Genomic DNA, 22992 nt, shown 5'->3' with positions numbered 1-22992 from the left:
ATCCAATGCAATACCTTCGACCACAGCGCTCACTTGACTCGCCTCGCCCGCGCAAGCGCACGATACATCTATCGAAATCGGTCGCGAAAAGCCCAGGCGCCGCACCGACCAGCATACCCTGCTTCCAGCCAGCTATCGGTGAGGAAGAGATCGCGGCGGCAACAGCGGTACTGCGCTCCGGATGGCTGACCACCGGCCCGAAGGCACGCGAGTTCGAACAGAAATTCGCGGCCTACATGGGCGGCGGCGTTGAAGCTGTCGCCGTGAATTCCGCGACGGCGGGACTGCATCTTGCAGCCGAGGCGTGCGGAATCGGTCCGGGCGACGAGGTGATCGTGCCGACGCTCACATTTACGGCGACCGCTTCCGTTATCCGCTATCTTGGCGCTGAAGTTGTGCTGGCAGACGTCGACGAGACCACTCGCTGCATCGATCTCGAGGACGCCGAGCGCCGTTTCACCCCGCGTTGCAAGGCGATCATCCCGGTCCACTTCGGCGGCCTGCCATGTGATATGACCAAGGTGCTAGCCTTTGCTCGCCGCCACAACCTCAAGGTCATTGAGGATGCTGCGCATGCCCTGCCGGCCCGCTGTGACGATCGCCTGATCGGCTCTTGGGAGTCGCACGCCTGTGTATTCAGCTTTTATGCGAGCAAGCCGATAACTACCGGTGAAGGCGGCATGATCGTGACGCACGACCCCAAAATTGCTGCACGTGCACGCGTCATGCGAACGCATGGGCTCGACCGGGACGCCTTCGACCGATTTCGGAAGGTCGGCGCCTCCTGGGCTTATGACGTCGTGGCGCCAGGCTTCAAATACAACCTCACCGACGTCGCTGCCGCCATCGGCGTCGTTCAACTCTCGCGGGCGGAGACGCTGCAGGCAGCCAGGCAACGGGCGGCGGAACGCTACTTAGAAAAACTGGCAGGCCTGCCGATCCAGTGCCCGGCCTCCGCACCTCCCGGCGGCCTTAATGCGTGGCACATGTTTCCGATTTGTCTCCACGAGAGTGCGCGTGCCAACCGTGACGATCTGATCGCGGCCTTGGCCGCGAAAGGCATCGGCGCATCGGTCCACTATCGCCCCTTGCACGAGATGAGCTACTGGAGGGAACGCTATCACTGCGAGCCAGGTGACTTCGCAGTTGCAAGCCGCTATTTCGCCGGCGCGGTCACGTTGCCGCTGTTTGCCGGCATGACCGATGCCCAGGTCGATCGTGTCGTCGCGGCCGTGCGCGAAGTCCTGGGGTGACGCGTCATGCGAGCCGGTCGCGGTCGCCGAGTGCCAGCCTCTCCATCGCACAGAACGATGGCGGCAAAACGCACGTTGGACGTCGTGGGAGCGACACTCGGCCTCCTCCTGCTGTTGCCAGTGTTGGCTGTCATCGCGATCATCATCAAGCTCGACAGTTCCGGCCCGATCTTCTTCCGCCAAGAGCGGGTTGGGCTGCACGGTCGCTTGTTCCGCATCTTCAAGTTTCGCTCCATGGTAGCAGGCGCCGCACGCACCGGCACGGCACTTACGGTACGTGGCGACCCTCGGGTCACGCGCGTGGGAGCGTTGCTCAGGAGCAGCAAGCTCGACGAACTCCCTCAGCTCATTAACGTTCTGCTAGGCGACATGTCGATCGTCGGGCCGCGGCCCGAGGTGCCGGAATTCATGAGATTTTACACGCCGGATCAGCTCGCGATCATGCACTCGATGCGACCAGGAATCACTGACTACGCAGCTATCCTGTTTCGCGACGAAAGCTCATTGTTGGACGGAACGCGCAATCCGATCGACGTCTATCGGCTTGAGATCATGCCAGCCAAGTTCGCCTGCTACGAGCGCTACAGTCGCGAAATCGGCATCCTGAACGATTTGCGCATCATTCTAGCGACCATCTTGATGCTGGTCGCGGGACGAGTACCGCACTGGCTTGGCGGGCAAGTACTGCGGAAACAATCGTTGCCGCGCGATAGCCGAGTAGAGGTCAGCCCATGACTCCAGTCGAAGCAGGAACGGCAAGGAAGGGCACAATGTCCAGCGGCACTCTCCGCAAAGGCGCGGGGTGGATTGCACGCCAGCTTATCGCCTCGCAAGTCGCTCTGAGCTCATCGTTTGATCGACTCTTGCCGCAGTCGTTTCGTATCGATGGCTCGAAGGATTTCAAAAAGAGAATCGTCCCGAGCTATCTACGCCCTGGTCTCGTCGTCTACGACATCGGTGGCGGAGCGCGACCGTGCGTCGATCTTGAGACCAAGCGCCGCCTCGGCCTCACGGTGAACGGGTTGGATCTTGACGGCGAGCAGTTTGCAAAAGCTCCGCGTGGGCTCTACGATCGCGCCATTATCGCTGACATTGCGACGTATCAGGAGCAGAACGCCGCCGATCTGGTTGTCTGCAAGTCGACCCTCGAGCACGTTCACGATACCGAGGCCGCCCTTGCCAGAATGGCGCGCTTACTTAATCCGGGCGGCACCCTGCTCGTGTACGTGCCGTCACGCAATGCGCTCTATGCACGGCTTAACGTGCTGCTGCCGGAGCGGCTGAAACTACGACTGCTGTCGGCGTTCATGCCAAATCAGGCCGATCACTTGGGTTTCCCGGCGATCTATGATCATTGCACACCGCGCGATTTTCGGCGGTTCGCCGCCAACTCCGGGTTGCAGATTAAGGAACTCAGACCATACTATATCAGCTCTTATTTCGCTGTCGTGTTTCCAATATACGTCCTCTGGCGAGTCTGGATACTTGCCTATCGCGCGATGGCGCGGGAACACGCCGCCGAGTCCTTCGCATTGATCGCTTGCAAGCCCGGAGCACCCCGCATGTGAGGCGTGGTGATGAGAACGGCGCGATACGATGAATAGCTACTGTCGAGAGGTGCGAATTTCCCTCCCACGTTCACAAGCGCGTTCTATGTCACTGCACTCACGGGCCGCTACTCATCTGGATGTGCGCAATGCATTGACCTGGCCGGATGCTCGATGAGTAATCCTTTCGCTAGCCATAGCCATAAGTCTGGAACAGCAGCCGAATCTAGTCGTAAGAAACGACAAACATACGTTCATGCGCCCGTTTGACGATAGCTATGATCAGAAGATCAAGCCAAGCACCAATCGCGCCGGCCGCGACGTCGACAGCGCCCGCGATCCGGCCTGGGATCCACAATTGAGCGAGCTCCAATAAGCCAGCAGACATAGCGAGCAACGTGCCGCTCGACAGGATAGAGCGTTGATATCCAATGGCGAACAGACCGCCAGCAATGAAATACGCGGTGAAGTGCTCGGCATAATCATTCCCCAATATGTGGGGCCGCACGTCGCCTGGCACGACGGACAGGACAATGATGGTCAGCACGGCTAGCCAAGCGCCGATGCGGGACAGCTTCCGCGCGTTGTTCATCATCGCGTCTTCCTTTCCTCCGACGGGACGCCGGCATGCGTTTCCGGCTGCGCAACATAGCCGCCACCGGGCGCCCGCATCGCGTCAGCCAGCGGGTTCTTCGAAAAATCACCAGCGCAGTTACCGAACATCTAATCCGACCGGCTGGGAGTAGCGACGCAATAGCTCAACTGCTCTTGCGGACAAGACGCATGTTGCAAGGCATCGCGACGTGGTCCGCTCCGTTGAGGTCGAGCGACGGCAATGATGCTGCTCCGTTCGTCCGGCCGGCGGTTGAGGCATGTGTGGTAGCTAAATCAGTGGAGGGGCTCGCCGGCGGCTTGTCCAATGCAGACGAAGCGTCGCCCTTTGTCGGCATAGATGAGCCATTGCTCATCGCCCAAATCGCGGCCTGCGTGCGGTTGTGAACCCGCACTTTGCGAAGGATGGCTTTGACGTGAACCTTCACAGTAGCCTCGGCCAAGGCCATCTTACGGGCAATGGTCTTGTTCGAATCCCCCTGAATCAAACAGCGCAAGATGGACTGTTGACAAGCGGAGAGCCGCGACGGATGGGTGCCCTCGGGTGGAGTTACCCATCTATTCACTCGAACGTCAGCACCGACTGGTTCAACATCTTCACCGCGATCAACCTGTCCCCCGTCAGCTCCGTCGCCACTGCGGCGGCAGGCTTGCCGATCAGAGATGAGAGTCAAAACGTCGGAAGGCAACAAAGTCACACCTAGCATAACTAATTCGATCGATTTGATGAGTGTCTCGCAAGTCGCGCCCTTGGCCAAATACGCGTTGGCGCCAACTCGGAACGCCGAAACGATTTCAGTCAGCTCATACTCATCGGCAAGCACGACGATACGCCCATCTGGGTACAGTCGCTTGAAAGACTCGATCTGTCTCAATGCTGCCTCGAAATCATCGCTCAAATCTATCACGAGCAAGCTGGGCTGCTTTGGCGCGAGCGAGCTCAGGACCTGATCGCCTGCATAGAAAGTGGAAGCAATAATTCTAAAATCGGCCGAACTTAAAATCCGAGCCAGACATTCCCTCAGCAGTACATTTGCGCCGGCCAGAACGGTTCCAATAGCGCTTCCGGACACCCGAACTCTCTTTTTCACAATCCGCTCCTACCCGCATATAGCGGTTATCTCTCACCTCTCTAGCATGTGGCCAGTTTGGCCAGCGTTAGACAAGGCCGCACATGGATGGCGGCAAGGTACATTGGGGCTGTTGGGAGCAGAGACATGGGTACCTCAGCGGGAGTACACCGCAACTATTGCCGATAGTCCCCGTAGGACAGGGCACCAGTTCCTTGAACCGCTCTGGAGCGTGGTTCCTCGACGCCTAACGTCGATGCGCCGGCCGCGATGAGGATGAGTGGGACGTAAACGGAAGGACGACGATACCCTATCAGCGTCAGCCTGCCACGAAGTCGCCGATTGGGTCGCCACCTCAATTCATAGCGACTTGCGAATTGTTAGCCGAGGCGCGGCATGGTCGCCACTTCTCCGAAGAAGAACCTCGGCCGCGATAGATTTCATCTGTTTCATCGGTGCGGCTCAGGAAGGATGCAGTAAGTGACGCGCAATCAACTAACCGCCGCTGCCATTGCCCACCGGCGGCTTGCGCCAATCCAGGCAACCCCTTTGCGTACCCCCCTCAGTCCAACTATCTGGTCGCCAGTCGTTCTATTCGAAAGTCGTCCAGCTTCTTGCCGGATCGGAGCTGCGACCTCAACCAGCGAGGTCGTTTGCCGCGGCCAGCCCATGTCTCTGCGGGGTTGTTCGGATTTCGATACTTGGGGAGAACCTTTGGGTAAGAGCGACGCGCGTGCCTGAACTCATCATGAGGGGTGCCAAGTCTATGCAGGCGCTCGTCAAGCTTACTTTTCTCAGCTGCAATTTTACCGCTCAATTCTCCAACCACTTCTTCATGAAGGTTCCACAGCTCATCCACGGACATCGATCTTAGATCGCGGCGGCTTTGCATGTTTCCCAAACCAAGCGGCTTGTAATCCCGGCATCACAGCAACTCGAGATTAAAAGCTCCAAGATTCGATTCAATGGTTAGGATGGGGTACTCCATTTTTACTGGCTCGACGCTCTGACCGGCCGCTAAGCAATTCCTTTAAATCGAGTTAGGGTCCGCCCTTGACGAAGGACGGCAGATGAAGCGAAAGCGATTTGCGGAAGAGCAGATAGCGGTGCTGAGGGAGCATGAGGCCGGTGCGACGACGTCCGACCTGGTCCGCAAGCACGGGACCTCGGAGGTTCTACAACTGGAAGGCCAAGTGCGGTAGCTGGTAGGGCCCGCCGCGAAGCGCCGCCGCGGAGCACCTGCATCATGGAGGTTTGGGAGGCGAAGCGGCTCAAGGCGCTCGAGGATGACAATGCCAAGCTGAAGAAGTTGCTTGCCAAGCAGATGTTCCATGGCCAATGGCCCATCGTAACGGCGGGCGTCTTCGATCACCGGAGCAGATCGGACGATGGTTCTATCGGCCCGGCTGGTCCCTGGACTTCCAGAACGCTGTCGTCGAGAGCTTCAATGGCTGGATGCGCGATGAGTTGTTGAATGAACGCTATTCTTCGGCCTCGACGATACAAGACGCAATCTCGCTACGCGGGTTGCCGAATACAACGGCGAGCGGCCGCACTCCGCGCTGAAATACCAAATTCCCGAGACCTCACCGCAACCGGCGATCGACTACGCAACCCTGACCAGCTCTGCCGATCGCCCGTTGCTCCACCTACGCCAATCGGCGTTCACCCATCAGCGCTCTAACTGCCGCTGGATGAAAACATCGGTGGTAGGTCAGCTCCATCAATTGCCCAAAAGGGCTACCGCGCCTGACCGGTTGTGCCGCCATCGCAGCGATGTGAAAAATGAGGGTATGATTAAAGACGACGCCATCTGTCCCAAGTGCAACGCCGGTTTCCGGCGCATGGAACTTTCGACGCGACGAGGCATCAAGGGCGAATACCGCTGTCCCATATGCGATGAGCTTCTGGAGATCTTCGACGGGTCGACCGAAATAGCCTACCGGCTCACCATAGTACCCGTGAATGCAAGAGCTGAAAAGACAGAGCGGCCTGCGTGAACTGATTTTTGCTTTCGATCAGGCCTCATCGGAGATCGACATCTCAAGGCTTGACGTAGGTCCACCCCTGCTCTTCCAGCTCCATGACGCGCACGACGCCGGAGCGGACTACTTCCGCCTGCGGAATGATCGGTATGTCTTTGTCTTCTGCTTTGTGCATGTTCTCCTGCGTGTTGCCACAGGCTTTGAACGACACCTCGGGCGCACTCAATGCCATCGTCTCGATCCGAGCCTTCACCGGCGAGGTGTCGTCGCGCAGCATGTGTAGTCCCGGCCCGAACGTAATCACCTCGATTCTCACCTTTTCGCCGAGATCTCTGTAGTATCGCGTGACGTTCATTGCGTTATTCAGAGCCAGATTCATCGCCGCGGCATCGTTGCTATTTACCTGCAGGATCAGACGATGTTCTTGATTCTTCGCTGCAGAGGAAGCCATAGGGGTAAACGACGATTGGTTCGGCATCTGCGCGGTAGCGGACGGCATTGGAGGCTCTGTAGCCTGGGTGCTCCGCTTCTGTCTCTCGGCAGAGTGCTTCGGTGCCGAGGTAGACGATTGCCGGGTTTCCTGCGCCGCAGACAACGACGCAGCGACCAAAAGCGTCGCCACGCAAATCGTGGCGGCAATCGTAACATGACAAAGCTTGCTCATCGTCCGCCTCCTCCCCAAGAATCCTCGGATTCATTCTCGTATGTGGGCTTCGCGATCGCGTGCGGCCATTTGCATGCCACAGCGATCTTCGCGCGCACCGCGTCGAGCCCTGCCAGAGGAAAAATTCCATCCTTGGCGGTTCCCACTCGGGGCGAGAGATGCAGAGCGAGTTCGCCCTCGCTCGGAAGCGACCGTATCAAGCTGACCGCATCGCCCTTGAAAGCGACGCCGTCGCTAAAGGCCGCGACGCCCGCCGCGAATTGTACCGGTTGCCCTCCGTTTATGCGATACGAGGCGACGTAATCCTCGCCGCGATCGGAAATGCCAGCTCCGGCGACTGCGAGTTCAGCGCGTCCGCCGCGGCAGCGAATCGACAGCTGCATCGTGCGGCCGCTCACACCATCACGAGACGCGATGGTAGCCGTGGCAATCGGACTATAGTCGACGGGCGAGCTTGTCTGGCTGATGACCCAGCCATCCGTCCTGGGTGCGGCTGGAAGCGCGACAGCATGCGAGAGCTTGTCCATGCACTCCAATTGGTCCGCCCGCTCCATCGGCGAGCAGACGCGAATCCGCGCCTTCGGATCGTCCGCCCCTTGCGCCGGCGCGATGCCTTGTACAATCGCGAGAGCAACCGCGAATAGGAAGGCCGCGCGTTTCATTGCGATGCCTGCGCTGCGCTTAAGCGGACATCGAGCCAGGCCTGGGCGGCGGGGAAGCGGACCAGCCCAGGAACTGTCGCGGCGAGATTGATTGATTTCCATTTCGGATCGAAGCCAGGCCCCTGCAACTTTTCTATTTGCGAGAACAGGTGGTCCACGAAACGCGCAACGCGCTCAAAGCGTTTCGTCTTCGTCGGCCAATTGTAGGCAACGAGCGCGGTTGGCACGGCAATCGTCGCCACCTGTTCACCCTGCTTAATTAGGCCGGGATAATCGGTCGCATCGAGAGCCGCAGGAAGATAGTAGTCCTCCAACTTGCTTTCGTAGGGGACCGGCAGGAACTTAAATCCTGGCTCCCAGCGCCCGCGCACGAAAGCATCGACCGGTTTCGACGTAATAAACACGACCGCGGCCATTTCGCCGGTGCGCATTTGTTCCAGTGCGACCTGATGCGGGATGAATGTCTGTTCGACATCCAGACCCAGACGGCTGAAGATCAGCGGTCCCGAATAAGCTGCGGCGGTGCCCTGGGTGTTGAAATTCACCTTCTTGCCGATGAGATCGTGCAAGTTCTGAATCTCCGGTCGGACGAAGACATGCAACTCGGATGGGAATAGATTGAGCACGTAGGCCAGCCGGCGCTGGATGTCCGGGACCTGGCGCTTATACTCGTCAAGCACGTCGGAATTGATGATCGCCGCATCGATGCCACGCAGGTAGAGCAGCGAATTCACGTTTTCCGTGGCCCCCCGCGTCACGACCGGCAGAACATGCAAATTGTCCTGGTCGTCGACCACGCGGGCGATCTCTGCTGCAAGGCGAATAGGGGTGCCCTCGATGAGGCCTCCGGCAAGACCGACCGTCCAGGCATTCATCGTCACCTGCGGCCGAGCCTCATGCCGCCCCGGACGAGCGCTCTGCGTTGTCGAATTTTTTGTCCGCGCATCCACCGAGGAAGGCTGAACGAGCAGGAGCAGCGGAGCCAGCACCGCGAGCAAGAGCAGCGGGCCCGTTCCAAGAAATCTGTTGATCATTACCGACTCCTATCTGGCGAGTTTCGGTCGCGGTCGCGGCCGTTTGGACGGGCGCATTAGTGACCCAGCGCGTCCAACCGATTCGTCGCCTCCTTAATTCCGCCAGCCTGGGCCTTCGCATAGAGATCTCGTGCCCTCGCCGCATCGCCGCGCGTTCCATACGTCCTCCATTTGCGGAGGATGAGTGGATCATAGGTTTCCGCGAGCGTGAAGCTCGCCTGAGCACTTCCGGACTCGACAGCGCGCTCGAGCACAATCCGCGCCGATCCGACATCGCCCTGACTGAGCAGCGCGCTCGCGCGCCCCACCAGCCTTGCCACTTCCGCAGCAGCCGGTGGAGAGGGTTGAGCCCCGCCCCACGTCTTTGCGACGGCTGCGTTGTCCGCTGCGACTGGCTTGGCCGCATCCGTCCCGACTTGCTCGTCCTGCGCGCTCTGTCCGACAGTCACGATCTCGGATGTCTCAGGTAGAGCGTTCGCCTTCCGCCTGGACGCAAGCTCCCTCTCCAGCCGCGCTACCCGGTCGCGCTCCAGCTGTAGCGATCGTTTCAGCTCCGCCGAGCTATTCGCCGCGACTTGCCTTAGCCGTGCAGCCGCCTTGGCGGCGAGCGCAGCCCGCGTCTCGACGCCGCTCCGGGCGGCCGAAAGCTCCCGCTGCAGGCGTGCTGCACGCTCCCATTCCTGCTCTAGCGACTTTTGCAATGCCGCCACGGTGTTTTCGTCGGCTTGCTTGACGCCTGCGGCTTGACTGCTGAAGGTGCGGGTCTGGGCCTCGTACGCGTAGATGCTAGCATGCACCATCGAGAGGTCCTGAGCCAGCACCTCGGCCCTGTCGTGCTCTTTCTGCAGCGATCGCTTCAATTCCGCGGAGTCCCTCTCGGCAACTTCCTTCGCCCTCGCCGCCACCGCAGCCTGCATCTCGACCTCGCGCCGGGCCGCCGCGAGATCCTGCTCCAGTCGTGCGGCACGTTCCTGCTCCTGCTGCAGCGAATTGCGCAGCTCCACTACGCCGCTCTCGGCGGCCTGCTTGAGGTCGACGGCCTGCTCGTCCGCCTTCCGCGCTTGCGCTTCGTACGCGTATATCTGCGCACGCGCCATCGAGAGGTCCAGCGCCGAAGCTTCGGCCCTGTCGTGCTCCTGCTGCAGCGATGTCTTCAGCTTCGCCGCGTCACTATCCGCCGTCTGCTTCAGCTGGGCGGCATCATCGTTCGCCTTCGCCGCCAACGCCGTCTGCGTCTCGACCTCGCGCTTGGCCGCCACGAGATCCTGCTCCAGCCGTGCGGCACGTTCCTGCTCCTGCTGCAGCGAATTGCGCAGCTCCACTACGCCGCTCTCGGCGGCCTGCTTGAGGTCGACGGTCTGCTCGTCCGCCTTCCGCGCTTGCGCTTCGTACGCGTATATCTGCGCACGCGCCGTCGAGAGGTCTTGCGCCGACGCCTCGGCCCTGTCGTGCTCCTGCTGCAGCGATGCCTTCAGCTTCGCCACGTCGCCATCCGCCGCCTGCTTCAGCTGGGCGGCATCGTCGTTTGCCTTGGCCGCCAACGCCGTCTGCGTCTCGACCTCGCGCTTGGCCGCCACGAAATCCTGCTCCAGCCGTGCGGCACGTTCCTGCTCCTGCTGCAGCGAATTGCGCAGCTCCACCACGCCGCTCTCGGCCACCTGCTTGAGGTCGGCCGCCTGCTCGTCCGCCTTTCGCGCTTGCGCCTCGTATGCGTATGTTTGCGCACGCGCCGTCGAGAGGTCTTGCGCCGACGCCTCGGCCCTGTCGTGCTCCTGCTGCAGCGATGCCTTCAGCTTCGCCACGTCACCATCCGCCGCCTGTTTCAGCTGGGCGGCATCGTCGTTTGCCTTGGCCACCAACGCTGTCTGCGTCTCGACATCGCGCTTGGATGCCGCAAGATCCTGGTCAAGCCGCTCCGCCCGCTCCTGTTCCTGCTGCAGGGACGCCTTCAGCTTCGCCACGTCGCCATCCGCCGCCTGCTTCAGCTGGGCGGCATCGTCGTTTGCCTTGGCCACCAACGCTGTCTGCACCTCGACATCGCGCTTGGATGCCGCAAGATCCTGCTCAAGCCGCTCCGCCCGCTCCTGTTCCTGCTGCAGGGACGCCTTCAGCTTCGCCACGTCGCCATCCGCCGCCTGCTTCAGCTGGGCGGCATCGTCGTTTGCCTTGGCCGCCAACGCTGTCTGCGTCTCGACATCGCGCTTGGATGCCGCAAGATCCTGCTCCAGCCGCTCCGCCCGCTCCTGTTCCTGCAGCAGGGACGTCTTAAGTTTCGCCACGTCGCCATCCGCCGCCTGCTTCAGCTGGGCTGCATCGTCGTTTGCCTTGGCCACCAACGCTGTCTGCACCTCGACATCGCGCTTGGATGCCGCAAGATCCTGCTCCAGCCGCTCTGCCCGCTCCTGTTCCTGCTGCAGGGACGCTTTCAGCTTCGCCACGTCGCCATCCGCCGCCTGCTTCAGCTGGGCTGCATCGTCGTTTGCCTTGGCCGCCAACGCTGTCTGCGTCTCGACATCGCGCTTGGATGCCGCAAGATCCTGCTCCAGCCGCTCTGCCCGCTCCTGTTCCTGCTGCAGGGACGCTTTCAGCTTCGCCACGTCGCCATCCGCCGCCTGCTTCAGCTGGGCTGCATCGTCGTTTGCCTTGGCCGCCAACGCCGTCTGCGTCTCGACATCGCGCTTGGATGCCGCAAGATCCTGCTCCAGCCGCTCTGCCCGCTCCTGTTCCTGCTGCAAGGACGCTTTCAGCTTCGCCATGTCGCTGTCCGCCGCCTGCTTCAGCTGGGCGGCATCGTCGTTTGCCTTGGCCACCAACGCCGCCTGCATCTCGACATCGCGCTTGGCCGCCGCGAGATCCTGCTCCAGTCGTGCGGCGTGTTCCTGCTCCTGCTGCAGGGACGCTTTCAGCTTTGCCACGTCGCTGACCGCCGCCTGCTTCAGCTGGGCGGCATCGTCGTTTGCCTTGGCCACCAACGCTGTCTGCACCTCGACATCGCGCCTGGCCGCCGCGAGATCCCGCTCGAGTCGTGCGGCACGTTCCTGCTCCTGCTGCAGCGAATTGCGCAGCTCCACCATGTCGCTCTTGGTCTCTGGGCTGAGGTCGTTCGTCTGGTCGCGGTCCTCGCCCGCTTGAGCCTCGTACGCATGGATCGTCGTACGCACCCTTGAAAGCTCTTTCGCCAGTGACTCCGCCCTGTCGTGCTCCTGCTGCAGCGATGTCTTCAGCTTCGCCACATCGCTATCCGCCGCCTGCTTCAGCTGGTCGAGCACTTGCTCCGGAACTTTTCGCAGCTGGGCATTCTGAGTCTCCGACGCGTCACCCGATCGAGCCGATTCGGCAGGGGCTTTGTGCAGCGTCAGTAGCCTCTCGAACAGCTCCGCCCTGCGGCGTTCCAGTTCCAGCGCGCCCTCCAACTCCTTCGTATTTCCCGTGGTTGCTTGCGCGACCAGCATCGACTTCTCGGCAAACCGGCTCGCTTGCACCGTCTCGAGATGGAGGTCGCTCGCTGGCCTGCCGGAATCAATGTTGCTCGCGGCAATCGCGTGCTGTGTATTGGAAAGCGCATCCGCCTCTGAGTGCAGCGCTTCAGGATAACCCTGCGTTTCCGACGCCCACGTCGTGGCGAGGAAGGCCGCGGTGATCCACAGGCTCGCGGCTCGCCCCTGCGCAGGCAGGAGTCTCATTGCCTTCTGAGCAAACTGTCTCGCGCCCAACGCGATGCCCGAGACGACAATTTCGCGGGCGGTCTTCACGTGCTCGTTGAGAACGACGCTTCTTCGTTTCTTGCCCGGCGCATCCACAATCACCTGTCGCATGGTGAACATGGCCTATTCTGATGGTTCAACGTACATTTGTGACCGACCCGCGAATTCCGGCGTGGAATAGATCGCCTCCTCGGTAACACGCTTTGGCCGCACCGGCTGGCTCGATGTTTTCCGAACTGGGCTCCGACTACCTAAGCGTGGACGATGAAATCGCTGCCGTGCAGACTTGCGACAGCTACGTTTTTCAGTAACAGCGTGTCATTACCATCGAGCGTGATCAGCGTGTCGCTGCCTTGCTGAGTTTCGCTCGGAAGAGCTGAGGCCGAAATATTGCTGAATTGCCTGACATCGATCTTGTCCAAGCCGACCTGAAAATCGGTTATCGTGTGCTGCACCGATGGACCTGAAGTCGGCGTGAACACGAACTGGTCCTGCGCGGCTGCGCCGGTAAGGGTGTCCTGACTACTGGTCGCCAAAATGACGTCCTTGCCGGATGTACCTTGGAGCGTGATGTTGGGCCCCGCGCTAGGCCGAGCGAAGACAAAGTTTTCGGTATCGGCCGCGCCGAAATTGTCCGTAACGGTAAGAGTCACTTTGTCAGTCAACGGTGGCGTGCCTCCGGGGTGATACGTCACCCCTGTCGCGAGGACATTGTTAATACTTGTCAACGAGCCTGAGCTCGTTGGAGGCGTTATACTGCTGCCACCGGCTCCGGTAGTCGCCGCAATGCTGAAGGCCTGGGAAGAAGAAAGAGGATCCGCATCAGTAACTTGCAAGCCCGACAGTGTCATTGATCCGTCGGGATTTTGAACGGTGGTTAGATTGTTGGTCGCGATGACCGGCGCCGGGTGATTCCAAAAGAATGGGTTCGAGATCTCGAACAACCGGCCATCGTTGACATGCGACTGCCCAAAGTCGGCGGCGTAAAGGTTCAGCACCGACGGATCGTCGTTAGGGTCGCTGCTTGGAGCAAGGGTCAATCCCTTAAGATTGACGCTGCCGTTGTTGGCGGGATTGCGGTAGTCGGCGAAAATGTTGATGTCGTTCAGGATGTTTCCGTTGTGGTCGACCATCCAGATATCGTGGCCGTTCTCGATGCCGACAAAGAACACGTCATGGGCGACATCGTAAACGATTGCCTCTGGATCCTTGATGACCGCCGGCAACGGGATAGTGCTGATAACCTGCGTGCCGCTGTTGTCGGTCTCGATGATCATGGGATGAGCGATGTCGGAGCCGTTGGCAATGTACAGGTGGCCGTTGACCGGATTGACCGAAATGTCCTCGGGATCGTCGCCGCCAAGGGGTTTGGTTTGGAACTGCGCGAGTTTGACTGACGGATTGGCGACGTTGGCGACGGACACGGTGAACACATCGTCATCGGTGATGTACATTTTTCCGGTGGACGGGTCGAACGCAACGCCGGACGGCTCGCTCGTGTAGCCGTAGAGGCTGAACGACCCGTTCGGCTTGAGCGTGCCATCGAGGTTCAGCGCCCACATGTTGACTGGACTGGCCGGGGTGACCTCGTCGACCTCCGAGTCGACAAGATACAGGGTTTTGGTCGCCGGGTCGTATGCCAGCCCCGATGGATCCCAACTGCCAATTCCACTGGCGACCGCGGTCATGTCGTGAACCGCAACGACGGCTGGTCCCGCTGGTGCCGTATCGTCGTTGGCAATGGTACCGAGACCCGCGCTCTTGGTGATGGTGCCGCCGTTGGTCGCACCCGACAGGTTGACGAAAAATGTCTCGTTGGGCTCGTAGACCGTGTCGCCATTGATGGTCACTGACACCGTCTGGGTCGACGTGCCGGCAGCGAAGTTGAGGGTGCCTGAGGTCGCCACGTAGTCGGCGGGGCTGGTCGTGCCCGCCGTTGCTGTGCTGTTCGCGGTGGCGTAATTCACGGAAAAGGCTGCGCTGCCGGTATGGCTGACCGTGAAGGTAGCGACCTTGGTTCCAGAGTTACCCTCGGTGATTGTGACGTCGTTGATCGAGATGTTGCCGACGACTGGTCCGGTATCGTCGTTGGTGATGGTGCCGACGCCCTGGCTCTTGGTGATGGTGCCGCCGTTGGTCGCACCGGACAGGTTGACGAAGAACGTCTCATCGGGTTCGACGGTCGTGTCGCCATTGATGGTCACCGAAATGGTCTTGGTGAGATCGCCGGCGGCGAAGCTCAACGTGCTGGTTGGCTGGGCGACATAGTCGCTGCCGGCCGTTGCCGTGCCGTCCGCGGTGGCATAGTTGACGGCGAAGGCGGCGGTACCGCCGCTCCGCGTGACCGTGAAGGTAGCGACCTTGGTTCCAGAGTTGCCCTCGGTGATGCTGACGTCGTTGACCGAGATGTTGCCGACGCCTGCCGCGGCGTCGTCGTTGGCGATGGTCCCGACGCCCTGGCTCTTGGTGATGGTGCCGCCATTGGTCGCACCGGACAGGTTGACGAAGAACGTCTCATCCGGTTCGACGGTCGTGTCGCCATTGATGGTCACCGAAATGGTCTTGGTGAGATCGCCGGCGGCGAAGCTCAACGTGCCCGTCGGCTGCCCGACATAGTCGCTGCCAGCCGTTGCCGTGCCGTCCGCGGTGGCATAGTTGACGGCGAAGGCGGCGGTACCGCCGCTCCGCGTGACCGTGAAGGTGGCAATCGAGGTCCCCGAGTTACCCTCGGTGATGCTGACGTCGTTGATCGAGATGTTGCCGACGACCGGGTTGCCGGTGCCCCCGGAAATCGCGAAGTTGCCAGCGTTGACGACGGCACCCGCCTGCAGCTTCGCGATTGCGATCCCAGCGGAAGGACCGGAGCCGTCCGGGTCCCACATCACTGAAAGCGTGGTGGCATTGTACAGAAATTGGCCGTGGCCAGCGACCGTGCCCTGCGTCCCGGTCACAGTGGCGAACCAGGTCGGATCCAGCACGAGCGTCCCGGAGCCATTGTCGACGAGGCCGTTGCCCTGGGTCAGCCCGTAGTCGCTGGCGGTGATGCCAAACCTGTCCTCGGCCGCGAAATCCGTGATGGTGACGGTGTTGGCCGCATTGGCCGGGCCGAGCACGAAGGTATCGGCGCCTGCGCCGCCGGTGAGCGTATCCTTGCCGCCACCACCGTTGATGATGTTGGCGTTCGAGTTGCCGACGATCGAGTTGGCCTGGGCGTTGCCCGTGGCGCTGATGGCGGCGGCGGATTCGAGCAGCACCAGCCGCTCGAGGAATGGGCTCAAGGTATAGCTGACGGTGCTGTAAACCCTGTCGTTGGTGCCGCCGTCATCGACGCCAGCTACCGTCGTCTCGCTGACGATGTCGTTCACATTGTCGACAAAATAGTCGTCGTTGCCGGATCCGCCGAACATGGTGTCGGCGCCAGCATCACCGTGCAGGGAGTCGTCACCGGCCCCGCCCAGCAGCGTATCGTTCCCGGCACCACCGTTAAGGTGATCCCGCCCGCCGAGACCCGAGATGGTGTCGTCTCCCGCGGTGCCATTGAGAGTATCGTCAAGCTCGGTGCCGGTAATGTTTGCGCCACCCGCGGTGTCGTCATTGGTGATGGTACCGACGCCCTGGCTCTTGGTGATAGTGCCGCCGTTCGTCGCGCCGGACAGGTTGACGAAGAACGTCTCATCCGGTTCGACGGTCGTGTCGCCATTGATGGTCACCGAAATGGTCTTGGTGAGATCGCCGGCGGCGAAGCTCAACGTGTTGGTTGGCTGGGCGACATAGTCGCTGCCGGCCGTTGCCGTGCCGTCCGCAGTGGCATAGTTGACGGCGAAGGCGGCGGTACCGCCGCTCCGCGTGACCGTGAAGGTAGCGACCTTGGTTCCAGAGTTGCCTTCGGTGATGCTGACGTCGTTGACCGAGATGTTGCCGACGCCCGCCGCGGCGTCGTCGTTGGTGATGGTGCCGACGCCCTGGCTCTTGGTGATGGTGCCGCCGTTGGTCGCACCGGACAGGTTGACGAAGAACGTCTCATCGGGTTCGACGGTCGTGTCGCCATTGATGGTCACCGAAATGGTCTTGGTGAGATCGCCGGCGGCGAAGCTCAACGTGCTGGTTGGCTGGGCGACATAGTCGCTGCCGGCCGTTGCCGTGCCGTCCGCGGTGGCATAGTTGACGGCGAAGGCGGCGGTACCGCCGCTCCGCGTGACCGTGAAGGTAGCGACCTTGGTTCCAGAGTTGCCCTCGGTGATGCTGACGTCGTTGACCGAGATGTTGCCGACGCCTGCCGCGGCGTCGTCGTTGGCGATGGTCCCGACGCCCTGGCTCTTGGTGATGGTGCCGCCATTGGTCGCACCGGACAGGTTGACGAAGAACGTCTCATCCGGTTCGACGGTCGTGTCGCCATTGATGGTGACCGAAATGGTCTTGGTGAGATCGCCGGCGGCGAAGCTCAACGTGCCCGTCGGTTGCCCGACATAGTCGCTGCCCGCCGTTGCCGTGCCGTCCGCGGTGGCATAGTTGACGGCGAAGGCCGCGGTTCCGCCGCTCCGCGTGACCGTGAAGGTGGCAAGCGAGGTCCCGGAATTACCCTCGGTGATGTTGACGTCGTTGATCGAGATGTTGCCGACGACCGGGTTGCCGGTGCCCCCGGAAATCGCGAAGTTGCCAGCGTTGACGACGGCACCCGCCTGCAGCTTCGCGATTGCGATCCCAGCGGAAGGACCGGAGCCGTCCGGGTCCCACATCACTGAAAGCGTGGTGGCATTGTACAGAAATTGGCCGTGGCCAGCGACCGTGCCCTGCGTCCCGGTCACAGTGGCGAACCAGGTCGGATCCAGCACGAGCGTCCCGGAGCCATTGTCGACGAGGCCGTTGCCCTGGGTCAGCCCGTAGTCGCTGGCGGTGATGCCAAACCTGTCCTCGGCCGCGAAATCCGTGATGGTGACGGTGTTGGCCGCATTGGCCGGGCCGAGCACGAAGGTATCGGCGCCTGCGCCGCCGGTGAGCGTATCCTTGCCGCCACCACCGTTGATGATGTTGGCGTTCGAGTTGCCGACGATCGAGTTGGCCTGGGCGTTGCCCGTGGCGCTGATGGCGGCGGCGGATTCGAGCAGCACCAGCCGCTCGATGAATGGGCTCAAGGTATAGCTGACGGTGCTGTAAACCCTGTCGTTGGTCCCGCCGTCGTCGACGCCGGCTACCGTCGTCTCGCTGCAGACATCGTTGACATCGTCGACATAATAGTCGTCGTTGCCGGCCCCGCCAAACATGGTATCGGCGCCAGCATCACCGTGCAGGGAGTCGTCACCGGCCCCGCCCAGCAGCGTATCGTTCCCGGCACCACCGTAAAGGTGATCCCGCCCGCCGAGCCCCGAGATGGTGTCGTCTCCTGCGGTGCCAGTGAGAGTATCGTCAAGTTCGGTGCCGGTGATATTTGCCACGATCCTAACCTCGGGGGAAAAGAGAGCGGGTCTAATGCAACATGCGACAAAGATTGCGGTATCAAATGGGACAGGACCTGAATGGACAGTCTAAGCCCGCCCGTGCTCTCGCTCACGCGCAACGTGGGATTACCTCCTAATTTCCATGCGGTCCTAAATCGATGAATTTGCTCGCGCTGGATATCGTTGCGCTGGGCCTCGGCTGGGTCCTGCGTACCTTGGATCAATCAGCCGGCATATCTGCCGTCAGGACCAAACTCCGTTACGGGGAGTACAAGCGGGATTCGGGAGTCCGGAAGCAAGTTGGATCGCAGCTTCCCACGCCTACGATGGTCTCATCGCGCAACAGAATTGCGGCTCGGCAGTACGCTGCCCGCAATACGGCGAGGCTCGCGCTGAGCTTCTGCGTTATCGCTCCGCCCACCGCAAGATCGAGGTCTGCCACTGCCGCCGGCGCGAGAAGGGCGATCGTGGCCATCAGGAGCAGTCCCGAATACAGCCTTCCTCCAGCCCGATTGTATTCCTGAACGCGATGCCGGAGTCCGCCAAGCAAGAAGGCTCCGCCGAGCATGAAAAGCGCATTGGTTACGATAGCGCCCGCGATCGACGCTTTCACCAGCATGTATTCCCCCGACTGGAGCGCGGCGACCGCGATGATCAGTTCCGTCAGATTTCCCAAAGTCGCGTTGAGTAGTCCACCTATCGCATCAGCGGTTTTCGCAGCTGCTTGTTGCGATCGCTACGGCCATGATCTTGGCCGCCTCGTCATAGTGACGCCGGAGATCGGGATCGACCGGATTGCGGCATCCTGCTCGGCAGCGACATGATCACGGCCGTATCGGCCCATCTCTATCATCATGAGATCGCGACCGAGGCGCTGGCGGTGCTGCCTTCGCGCTGCCGGAAACGCGCCGGCTGATCGGTGTGCTGCAGCGTGGCGCCAGCGCGCCGTCGCTCGCCGCGCGTTTCTTGATCGATCAGCTGCACGCGATCGGGCAACTCTGAACTGCAGACTAGATCGGCTCGTAGGGCATTCCGACATACCGTTCGGCGATCGCAGTCTGGGCCGCGCGCGAGGAATGAATGTAGTCGAGCTCGGCGAGCTGCAGCTCGCGCCGATACGGATCCTGCCGGGGAACTCGTGCAGCAGCTCGGTCAGGCGGGTCGAATAGCCGACGGTGCGCCAGACCCGCTGCAGGTAATGCTCGGAATAGCGCGCAAGCTGTCATGTTGGTCGGTCCTGTAGAAAAGGGCGAGTCGTCGATTACGTACCCGAGCGGCGACAGCAGCTCCCGCGGCTCAACGACTTCATGATCGCGGGGCCGCGCAGCACTTCGGCATGAATCATCATCAAGAGAAGCAGGTCGTTGAAGCCATGGCCGACGCCGCCGGTCATCAGCCCGACCGCTTCCATCCTGTGACAGCCGCTCCCGTCGGCTCTGCTCGGTCATGTCACGTGCGATCTTGGCTGCTCCGATGATCTCGCCGCTGGAAGATCTCATGCGCGTCCAACATGTGCATCGTTTGGCGCAAACGCAGTACAGCGAGAACGGTTTACGTAGTTCCATTTGCATCGTGCGGTGCAAAGCAGCATCCCCCTACTCATCGGCTCATTAGTTCGTCGGCGACGAATCACGAAAATTTTGCGACCGCCGCTGGAAAAACTCCCGGTTGCAAACAAGAAAAATCTGATTCAGTCTGCAATTATGTTGCGGCTGTAACTCTTGAGTCTCGGCGGCGTTGAGTTCCCATGGAGTTCGGTTGCGTGCGCGTCCTTCAGTCTGACTGACACTGAGGTTGCCGATGCCGACAGTCCTGATCATCGACGACGATCAAGCGACGCGCGCTGCGCTGGAAATGCTGCTCAAGAAGAAGAAGTTCGGGGTATTCCTGGCGCCGGACGGGCCGACGGGCATTCGACTGCTTGGCAGCGTATCCTTCGACGCCGTCGTGATCGATATGTTCATGCCGGGGATGGATGGTCTCGCGACCATTCGTGAGCTGATCAAGATCGATCCGACCGTTCCATTCGTCGGCATTCGGGATACGCCTTCACCGATCGCCGGCAAGGCGCACCTGATTTCCTCGGCATGGCGATCAAGCTCGGTGCGACGGCTGCCCTGCAGAAACCATTCGATATCCTGGACCTGCTCGAGGCCGTTGACCGCGCAGTCGAGGGCCGCCAGCGACTGCTCACCGGGGCTCCGCAACATAGCAGCGGCTCTTCGTCCGTTCGGAAGGCATCATGACAAGAATACTGGTCGTTGACGACGAGATTGGCGTCTGTTGCGTCATTCAACATCTGCTGGCCAAGCACGGTTATGCCGTGACTGCCATGACCGATGGCCGGGCTGCGCGCGAAGCCGTAGCGTGCGGCGACTATGCAGCGGCCCTGATCGATCTCAATCTGGCAAATATTGACGGCAATGAGGTGATCCGGGCTGCACGTGCAGCCAAGCCCGAGATGCCGATCGTGATGATGTCGGGCATGGTGCTGGAATCCGGGCGCGGTGCGCCGGATCTTCTTGACATGCCGGTCAAGGTGCAAGATGTCCACCACCTCCCCAAGCCGTTCAAGCCGAAGGATCTGCTGCAGCTCATCTCGGACATCATCCCCCGAGAAGACATTCCGCAACGGACGGACTTGGCAGCGGCCCGCAGGAACCACGGCAGCCTTTCGGCGACCTGACACCGCTTGCCTTTCACGGATGACGAGCCGTTTTGGCGGTAACATGCGGCAGCACGGCCGCATGTCTGGTGCCGACCAAAGCTGCGCCGAGAATATTTCCCTGAAATTGTGATCTTTCCCACACGTTCCCGCCGTCTCCTGTCCCTACGGTCCGCGCGGGATTGAAAGCAGCCGTTAACCAATCCGGTCGCTGATCCCGGATCGCTACAATTCGAGCGATTCGCTCAATTGGTACACAGAAGTGTTTTGCGACCGTGCGCGCGCGAAGCGCCACGAGGGCACCATGAGTGAAGTTGAGTTCGAGTTATTGCTTGATGTTGTGCGCACCGCGCTGGAGCCGGAGCCGCAGGAGGATTTGATGGTCCGTCTCTTTCCCGCCTTTGTCGCTCCGCCCAAGGCGGCAAACGACAACCAGGCGACGTGCTGGCCGTTGATTCCGTTTCCGGATGGCTGGCACGCAGCATGTTGATCTCATGTTGTCCGGACGTGACCTGCGCATGTCACGTCCGGAACTCGCTGCGAGCCGCAATCCTCCGCTTCTATTTCTTGACCGCGAAGACCCAGACAACGCCGCCTTGCGGGACGTTGTCCTCGATGCCGACATTATCCTTCGACAGCGCGTCCTGAATGCGCTGGGCGTCGACGCCCCATCCTGATTGCACCGCGATGTATTCGACCCCATCAACCTCGTAGGCGATGGGCATGGCCATGATGCCCGAGTTCGTCTTCATCTCCCACAGCACTTCGCCCGTCTTGGCGTTGAATATTCGGAACATGCGGTCATTGGTGCCGCCAGCAAGCACGAGGTCTCCTGCCGTCGCCGTCACCGAACCGAACAGTTGTGACTTGGGGAAGTTGTGCGACCAGACCTTCTTGCCGGTCGCAGGATCCCAGGCCTGCAGCTCGCCGAAATGATCAGCACCGGGCCGCACCGACAGACCGATGTCTTCGGCCTTGGTGCCAAGCCAGAGTTGACCGGGAACAAGTGGCGTCTTCTCGCCGGTGAACCCACCGCAGAAGTTCTCGTTGGCGGGGACGTAGACCAGTCCGGTCTTCTGGCTATAGGCCGCAGACGGCCAGTCCTTGCCACCCCAAAGCGACGGACAGAATTCGATCCGTTTGCCCAGCGTTGGCTTGTGCTCGGGATCGACGATTGGCCGACCGCTCTCCGGCTCGATGCCCTTCCAGACGTCGGTATAGACGAAGGGCCAGCCCGCGACATAGTTGATGCGCTCGGGCGTGCGCTCCAGCACCCAGAAGATTGCGTCGCGTCCTGGGTGAATCAGGCTCTTGAAGCTGCGGCCGTCGCGCTGCAGATCGACAAGCATCGGCGCATCGACCTCGTCCCAGTCCCAGGAATCATTCTGGTGGTACTGGTGATAGGCTTTGATCTTGCCATTGGCGGGATCGAGCGCGATCACCGAACTGGTGTAGAGATTGTCGCCGGGATGGATCGAGCCGGGCCATGGCGCGGCATTGCCGACGCCCCAATAGATGGTCTTGGTGTCCTTGTCATAAGTCCCGGTCATCCAGGCCGAGCCGCCGCCCTGCTTCCAATCGTCGCCGCTCCAGGTGTCGTGGCCCGGCTCGCCTTCGCCGGGAATCGTAAAGGTGCGCCACAACTCCTTGCCATCATTGGCATCGAACGCGACCACGTAGCCGCGTACGCCGAACTCGCCGCCGGAGCCGCCGACGATCACCTTGCCGTCGACGATGAGCGGCATCAGCGTCAGATATTGGCCCTTCTTGTAATCTTGGACCTTCTTGTCCCAGACCACCTTGCCGGTCTTGGCGTCGAGGGCGACGACATGATCGTCGGTCGTGGCGAGATAGACTTTGTCCTGCCACAATCCGACGCCGCGGCTGGTCGGATGCAGCTGGAACAGGTCGTCCGGCAGCTCGCGCTTGTAGCGCCAATATTGCTCGCCGGTTTTGGCATCGAGCGCGATCACCTGTCCCATCGGCGTGGCGATGAACATGACGCCGTTATTGACGATCGGCGGCGCCTCGTGCCCCTCGATCACGCCGGTCGCGAAAGTCCATACCGGCACCAGGTTCTTGACGTTGGTGGTGTCGATCTGACTCAGCGGACTGTAGCCCTGCCCGTCATAGGTCCGACGATAGAGCATCCAGTTGCCCGGTTCCGGGTTCTCCAGGCGGGACGCGGTCACCGGGCTGTAATTGTCGATGGTGCCGGCGATGGCCGCTGGTGCGACAAGGCATGTGAATGCGACGGTGCTCGATAGCAGCCATTGCTTGATGGTGATGTGCTTGATGGTCATGGACGCAACCTCCCCTGTTTCGCTTCGATTGTTTTTCTGAACGGTGCGAAAGTTCGAT

Annotated in this window: 16 protein-coding genes and 3 pseudogenes; 8 read left to right on the top strand and 11 right to left on the bottom strand. The window is 61.0% G+C overall.

What is annotated here, in order from left to right; genetic code table 11:
* Nucleotides 1-5: 5 nt before the first annotated feature.
* The 3 genes from P6U24_RS18485 to P6U24_RS18475 are packed head-to-tail and all read left to right on the top strand — an operon-like array spanning nt 6 to nt 2821.
* Nucleotides 6-1253, top strand: a complete 1248-nt coding sequence (locus P6U24_RS18485) for a DegT/DnrJ/EryC1/StrS family aminotransferase (protein WP_407153962.1) — start codon at nt 6-8, stop codon at nt 1251-1253.
* A gap of 57 nt (nt 1254-1310) precedes the next feature.
* Nucleotides 1311-1988, top strand: coding sequence for a sugar transferase (locus tag P6U24_RS18480; RefSeq protein ID WP_407153961.1), 678 nt, complete (start codon nt 1311-1313; stop codon nt 1986-1988).
* A 35-nt stretch (nt 1989-2023) separates the two neighbouring features.
* On the top strand, nt 2024-2821 hold the full coding sequence (locus P6U24_RS18475) for a class I SAM-dependent methyltransferase (protein WP_407153960.1): 798 nt from the start codon (nt 2024-2026) through the stop codon (nt 2819-2821).
* 205 nt (nt 2822-3026) lie between these two features.
* Here P6U24_RS18475 and P6U24_RS18470 read toward each other — a convergent pair whose 3' ends face one another.
* The 3 genes from P6U24_RS18470 to P6U24_RS18460 all read right to left on the bottom strand — a co-directional run bounded on the left by P6U24_RS18470 (nt 3027) and on the right by P6U24_RS18460 (nt 5347).
* Entirely contained in the window at nt 3027-3395 is a 369-nt protein-coding gene (locus tag P6U24_RS18470) for a VanZ family protein (protein WP_407153959.1), read from the bottom strand.
* A 163-nt stretch (nt 3396-3558) separates the two neighbouring features.
* Nucleotides 3559-4503 (bottom strand): LuxR C-terminal-related transcriptional regulator, encoded by a 945-nt coding sequence (locus P6U24_RS18465; protein ID WP_407153958.1) that lies wholly within the window; start codon nt 4501-4503, stop codon nt 3559-3561.
* Nucleotides 4504-5053: 550 nt separating this feature from the next.
* Nucleotides 5054-5347: an H-NS family nucleoid-associated regulatory protein gene (locus P6U24_RS18460; protein ID WP_407153957.1), complete on the bottom strand. Its 294-nt coding sequence runs from the start codon at nt 5345-5347 to the stop codon at nt 5054-5056.
* A 205-nt stretch (nt 5348-5552) separates the two neighbouring features.
* Here P6U24_RS18460 and P6U24_RS18455 point away from each other — a divergent pair.
* Nucleotides 5553-5809: pseudogene (locus tag P6U24_RS18455) on the top strand (transposase); the annotation flags it as partial.
* A 65-nt stretch (nt 5810-5874) separates the two neighbouring features.
* A pseudogene (locus P6U24_RS18450) lies at nt 5875-6166 on the top strand (transposase); the annotation flags it as partial.
* A gap of 359 nt (nt 6167-6525) precedes the next feature.
* Here the strand turns inward: P6U24_RS18450 and P6U24_RS18445 are convergent.
* The 7 genes and pseudogenes from P6U24_RS18445 to P6U24_RS18415 form a co-directional block, all read right to left on the bottom strand.
* Nucleotides 6526-7131 carry a hypothetical protein gene (locus P6U24_RS18445; RefSeq protein ID WP_407153956.1) on the bottom strand — a complete coding sequence of 202 codons (606 nt, stop codon included), beginning with the start codon at nt 7129-7131 and terminating at the stop codon, nt 6526-6528.
* Nucleotides 7128-7793: a hypothetical protein gene (locus P6U24_RS18440; protein WP_407153955.1), complete on the bottom strand. Its 666-nt coding sequence runs from the start codon at nt 7791-7793 to the stop codon at nt 7128-7130. Before P6U24_RS18440 ends, P6U24_RS18445 begins: the two co-directional genes overlap by 4 nt.
* Nucleotides 7790-8827 carry a TAXI family TRAP transporter solute-binding subunit gene (locus P6U24_RS18435; RefSeq protein WP_407153954.1) on the bottom strand — a complete coding sequence of 346 codons (1038 nt, stop codon included), beginning with the start codon at nt 8825-8827 and terminating at the stop codon, nt 7790-7792. Before P6U24_RS18435 ends, P6U24_RS18440 begins: the two co-directional genes overlap by 4 nt.
* A gap of 56 nt (nt 8828-8883) precedes the next feature.
* A complete protein-coding gene (locus P6U24_RS18430) occupies nt 8884-12510 on the bottom strand; it encodes a hypothetical protein (protein WP_407153953.1) in 3627 nt (1208 codons plus the stop codon).
* A gap of 272 nt (nt 12511-12782) precedes the next feature.
* Nucleotides 12783-17963: a Calx-beta domain-containing protein gene (locus P6U24_RS18425; RefSeq protein ID WP_407153952.1), complete on the bottom strand. Its 5181-nt coding sequence runs from the start codon at nt 17961-17963 to the stop codon at nt 12783-12785.
* 376 nt (nt 17964-18339) lie between these two features.
* Nucleotides 18340-18699: pseudogene (locus tag P6U24_RS18420) on the bottom strand (calcium/proton exchanger); the annotation flags it as partial.
* A gap of 528 nt (nt 18700-19227) precedes the next feature.
* A complete protein-coding gene (locus tag P6U24_RS18415) occupies nt 19228-19377 on the bottom strand; it encodes a hypothetical protein (RefSeq protein ID WP_407153951.1) in 150 nt (49 codons plus the stop codon).
* A gap of 389 nt (nt 19378-19766) precedes the next feature.
* Between P6U24_RS18415 and P6U24_RS18410 the strand changes: the two genes are divergently transcribed.
* The 3 genes from P6U24_RS18410 to P6U24_RS18400 all read left to right on the top strand — a co-directional run bounded on the left by P6U24_RS18410 (nt 19767) and on the right by P6U24_RS18400 (nt 21121).
* On the top strand, nt 19767-20231 hold the full coding sequence (locus P6U24_RS18410) for a response regulator (RefSeq protein WP_407153950.1): 465 nt from the start codon (nt 19767-19769) through the stop codon (nt 20229-20231).
* Nucleotides 20209-20652 (top strand): response regulator, encoded by a 444-nt coding sequence (locus P6U24_RS18405; RefSeq protein WP_407153949.1) that lies wholly within the window; start codon nt 20209-20211, stop codon nt 20650-20652. Before P6U24_RS18410 ends, P6U24_RS18405 begins: the two co-directional genes overlap by 23 nt.
* A 283-nt stretch (nt 20653-20935) precedes the next feature.
* Entirely contained in the window at nt 20936-21121 is a 186-nt protein-coding gene (locus P6U24_RS18400) for a hypothetical protein (RefSeq protein WP_407153948.1), read from the top strand.
* A 70-nt stretch (nt 21122-21191) separates the two neighbouring features.
* On the opposite strand, the gene P6U24_RS18395 is transcribed toward P6U24_RS18400, so the two are convergent.
* Nucleotides 21192-22934 (bottom strand): methanol/ethanol family PQQ-dependent dehydrogenase, encoded by a 1743-nt coding sequence (locus tag P6U24_RS18395; RefSeq protein ID WP_407153947.1) that lies wholly within the window; start codon nt 22932-22934, stop codon nt 21192-21194.
* Between the last annotated feature and the right edge of the window lie 58 nt (nt 22935-22992).

Origin of the sequence: Bradyrhizobium sp. STM 3557 (assembly GCF_045571465.1) — a bacterium.
In the GTDB taxonomy this organism is placed as follows: Bacteria; Pseudomonadota; Alphaproteobacteria; order Rhizobiales; family Xanthobacteraceae; genus Bradyrhizobium.
This window is presented reverse-complemented; position numbering and strand designations above follow the sequence as displayed.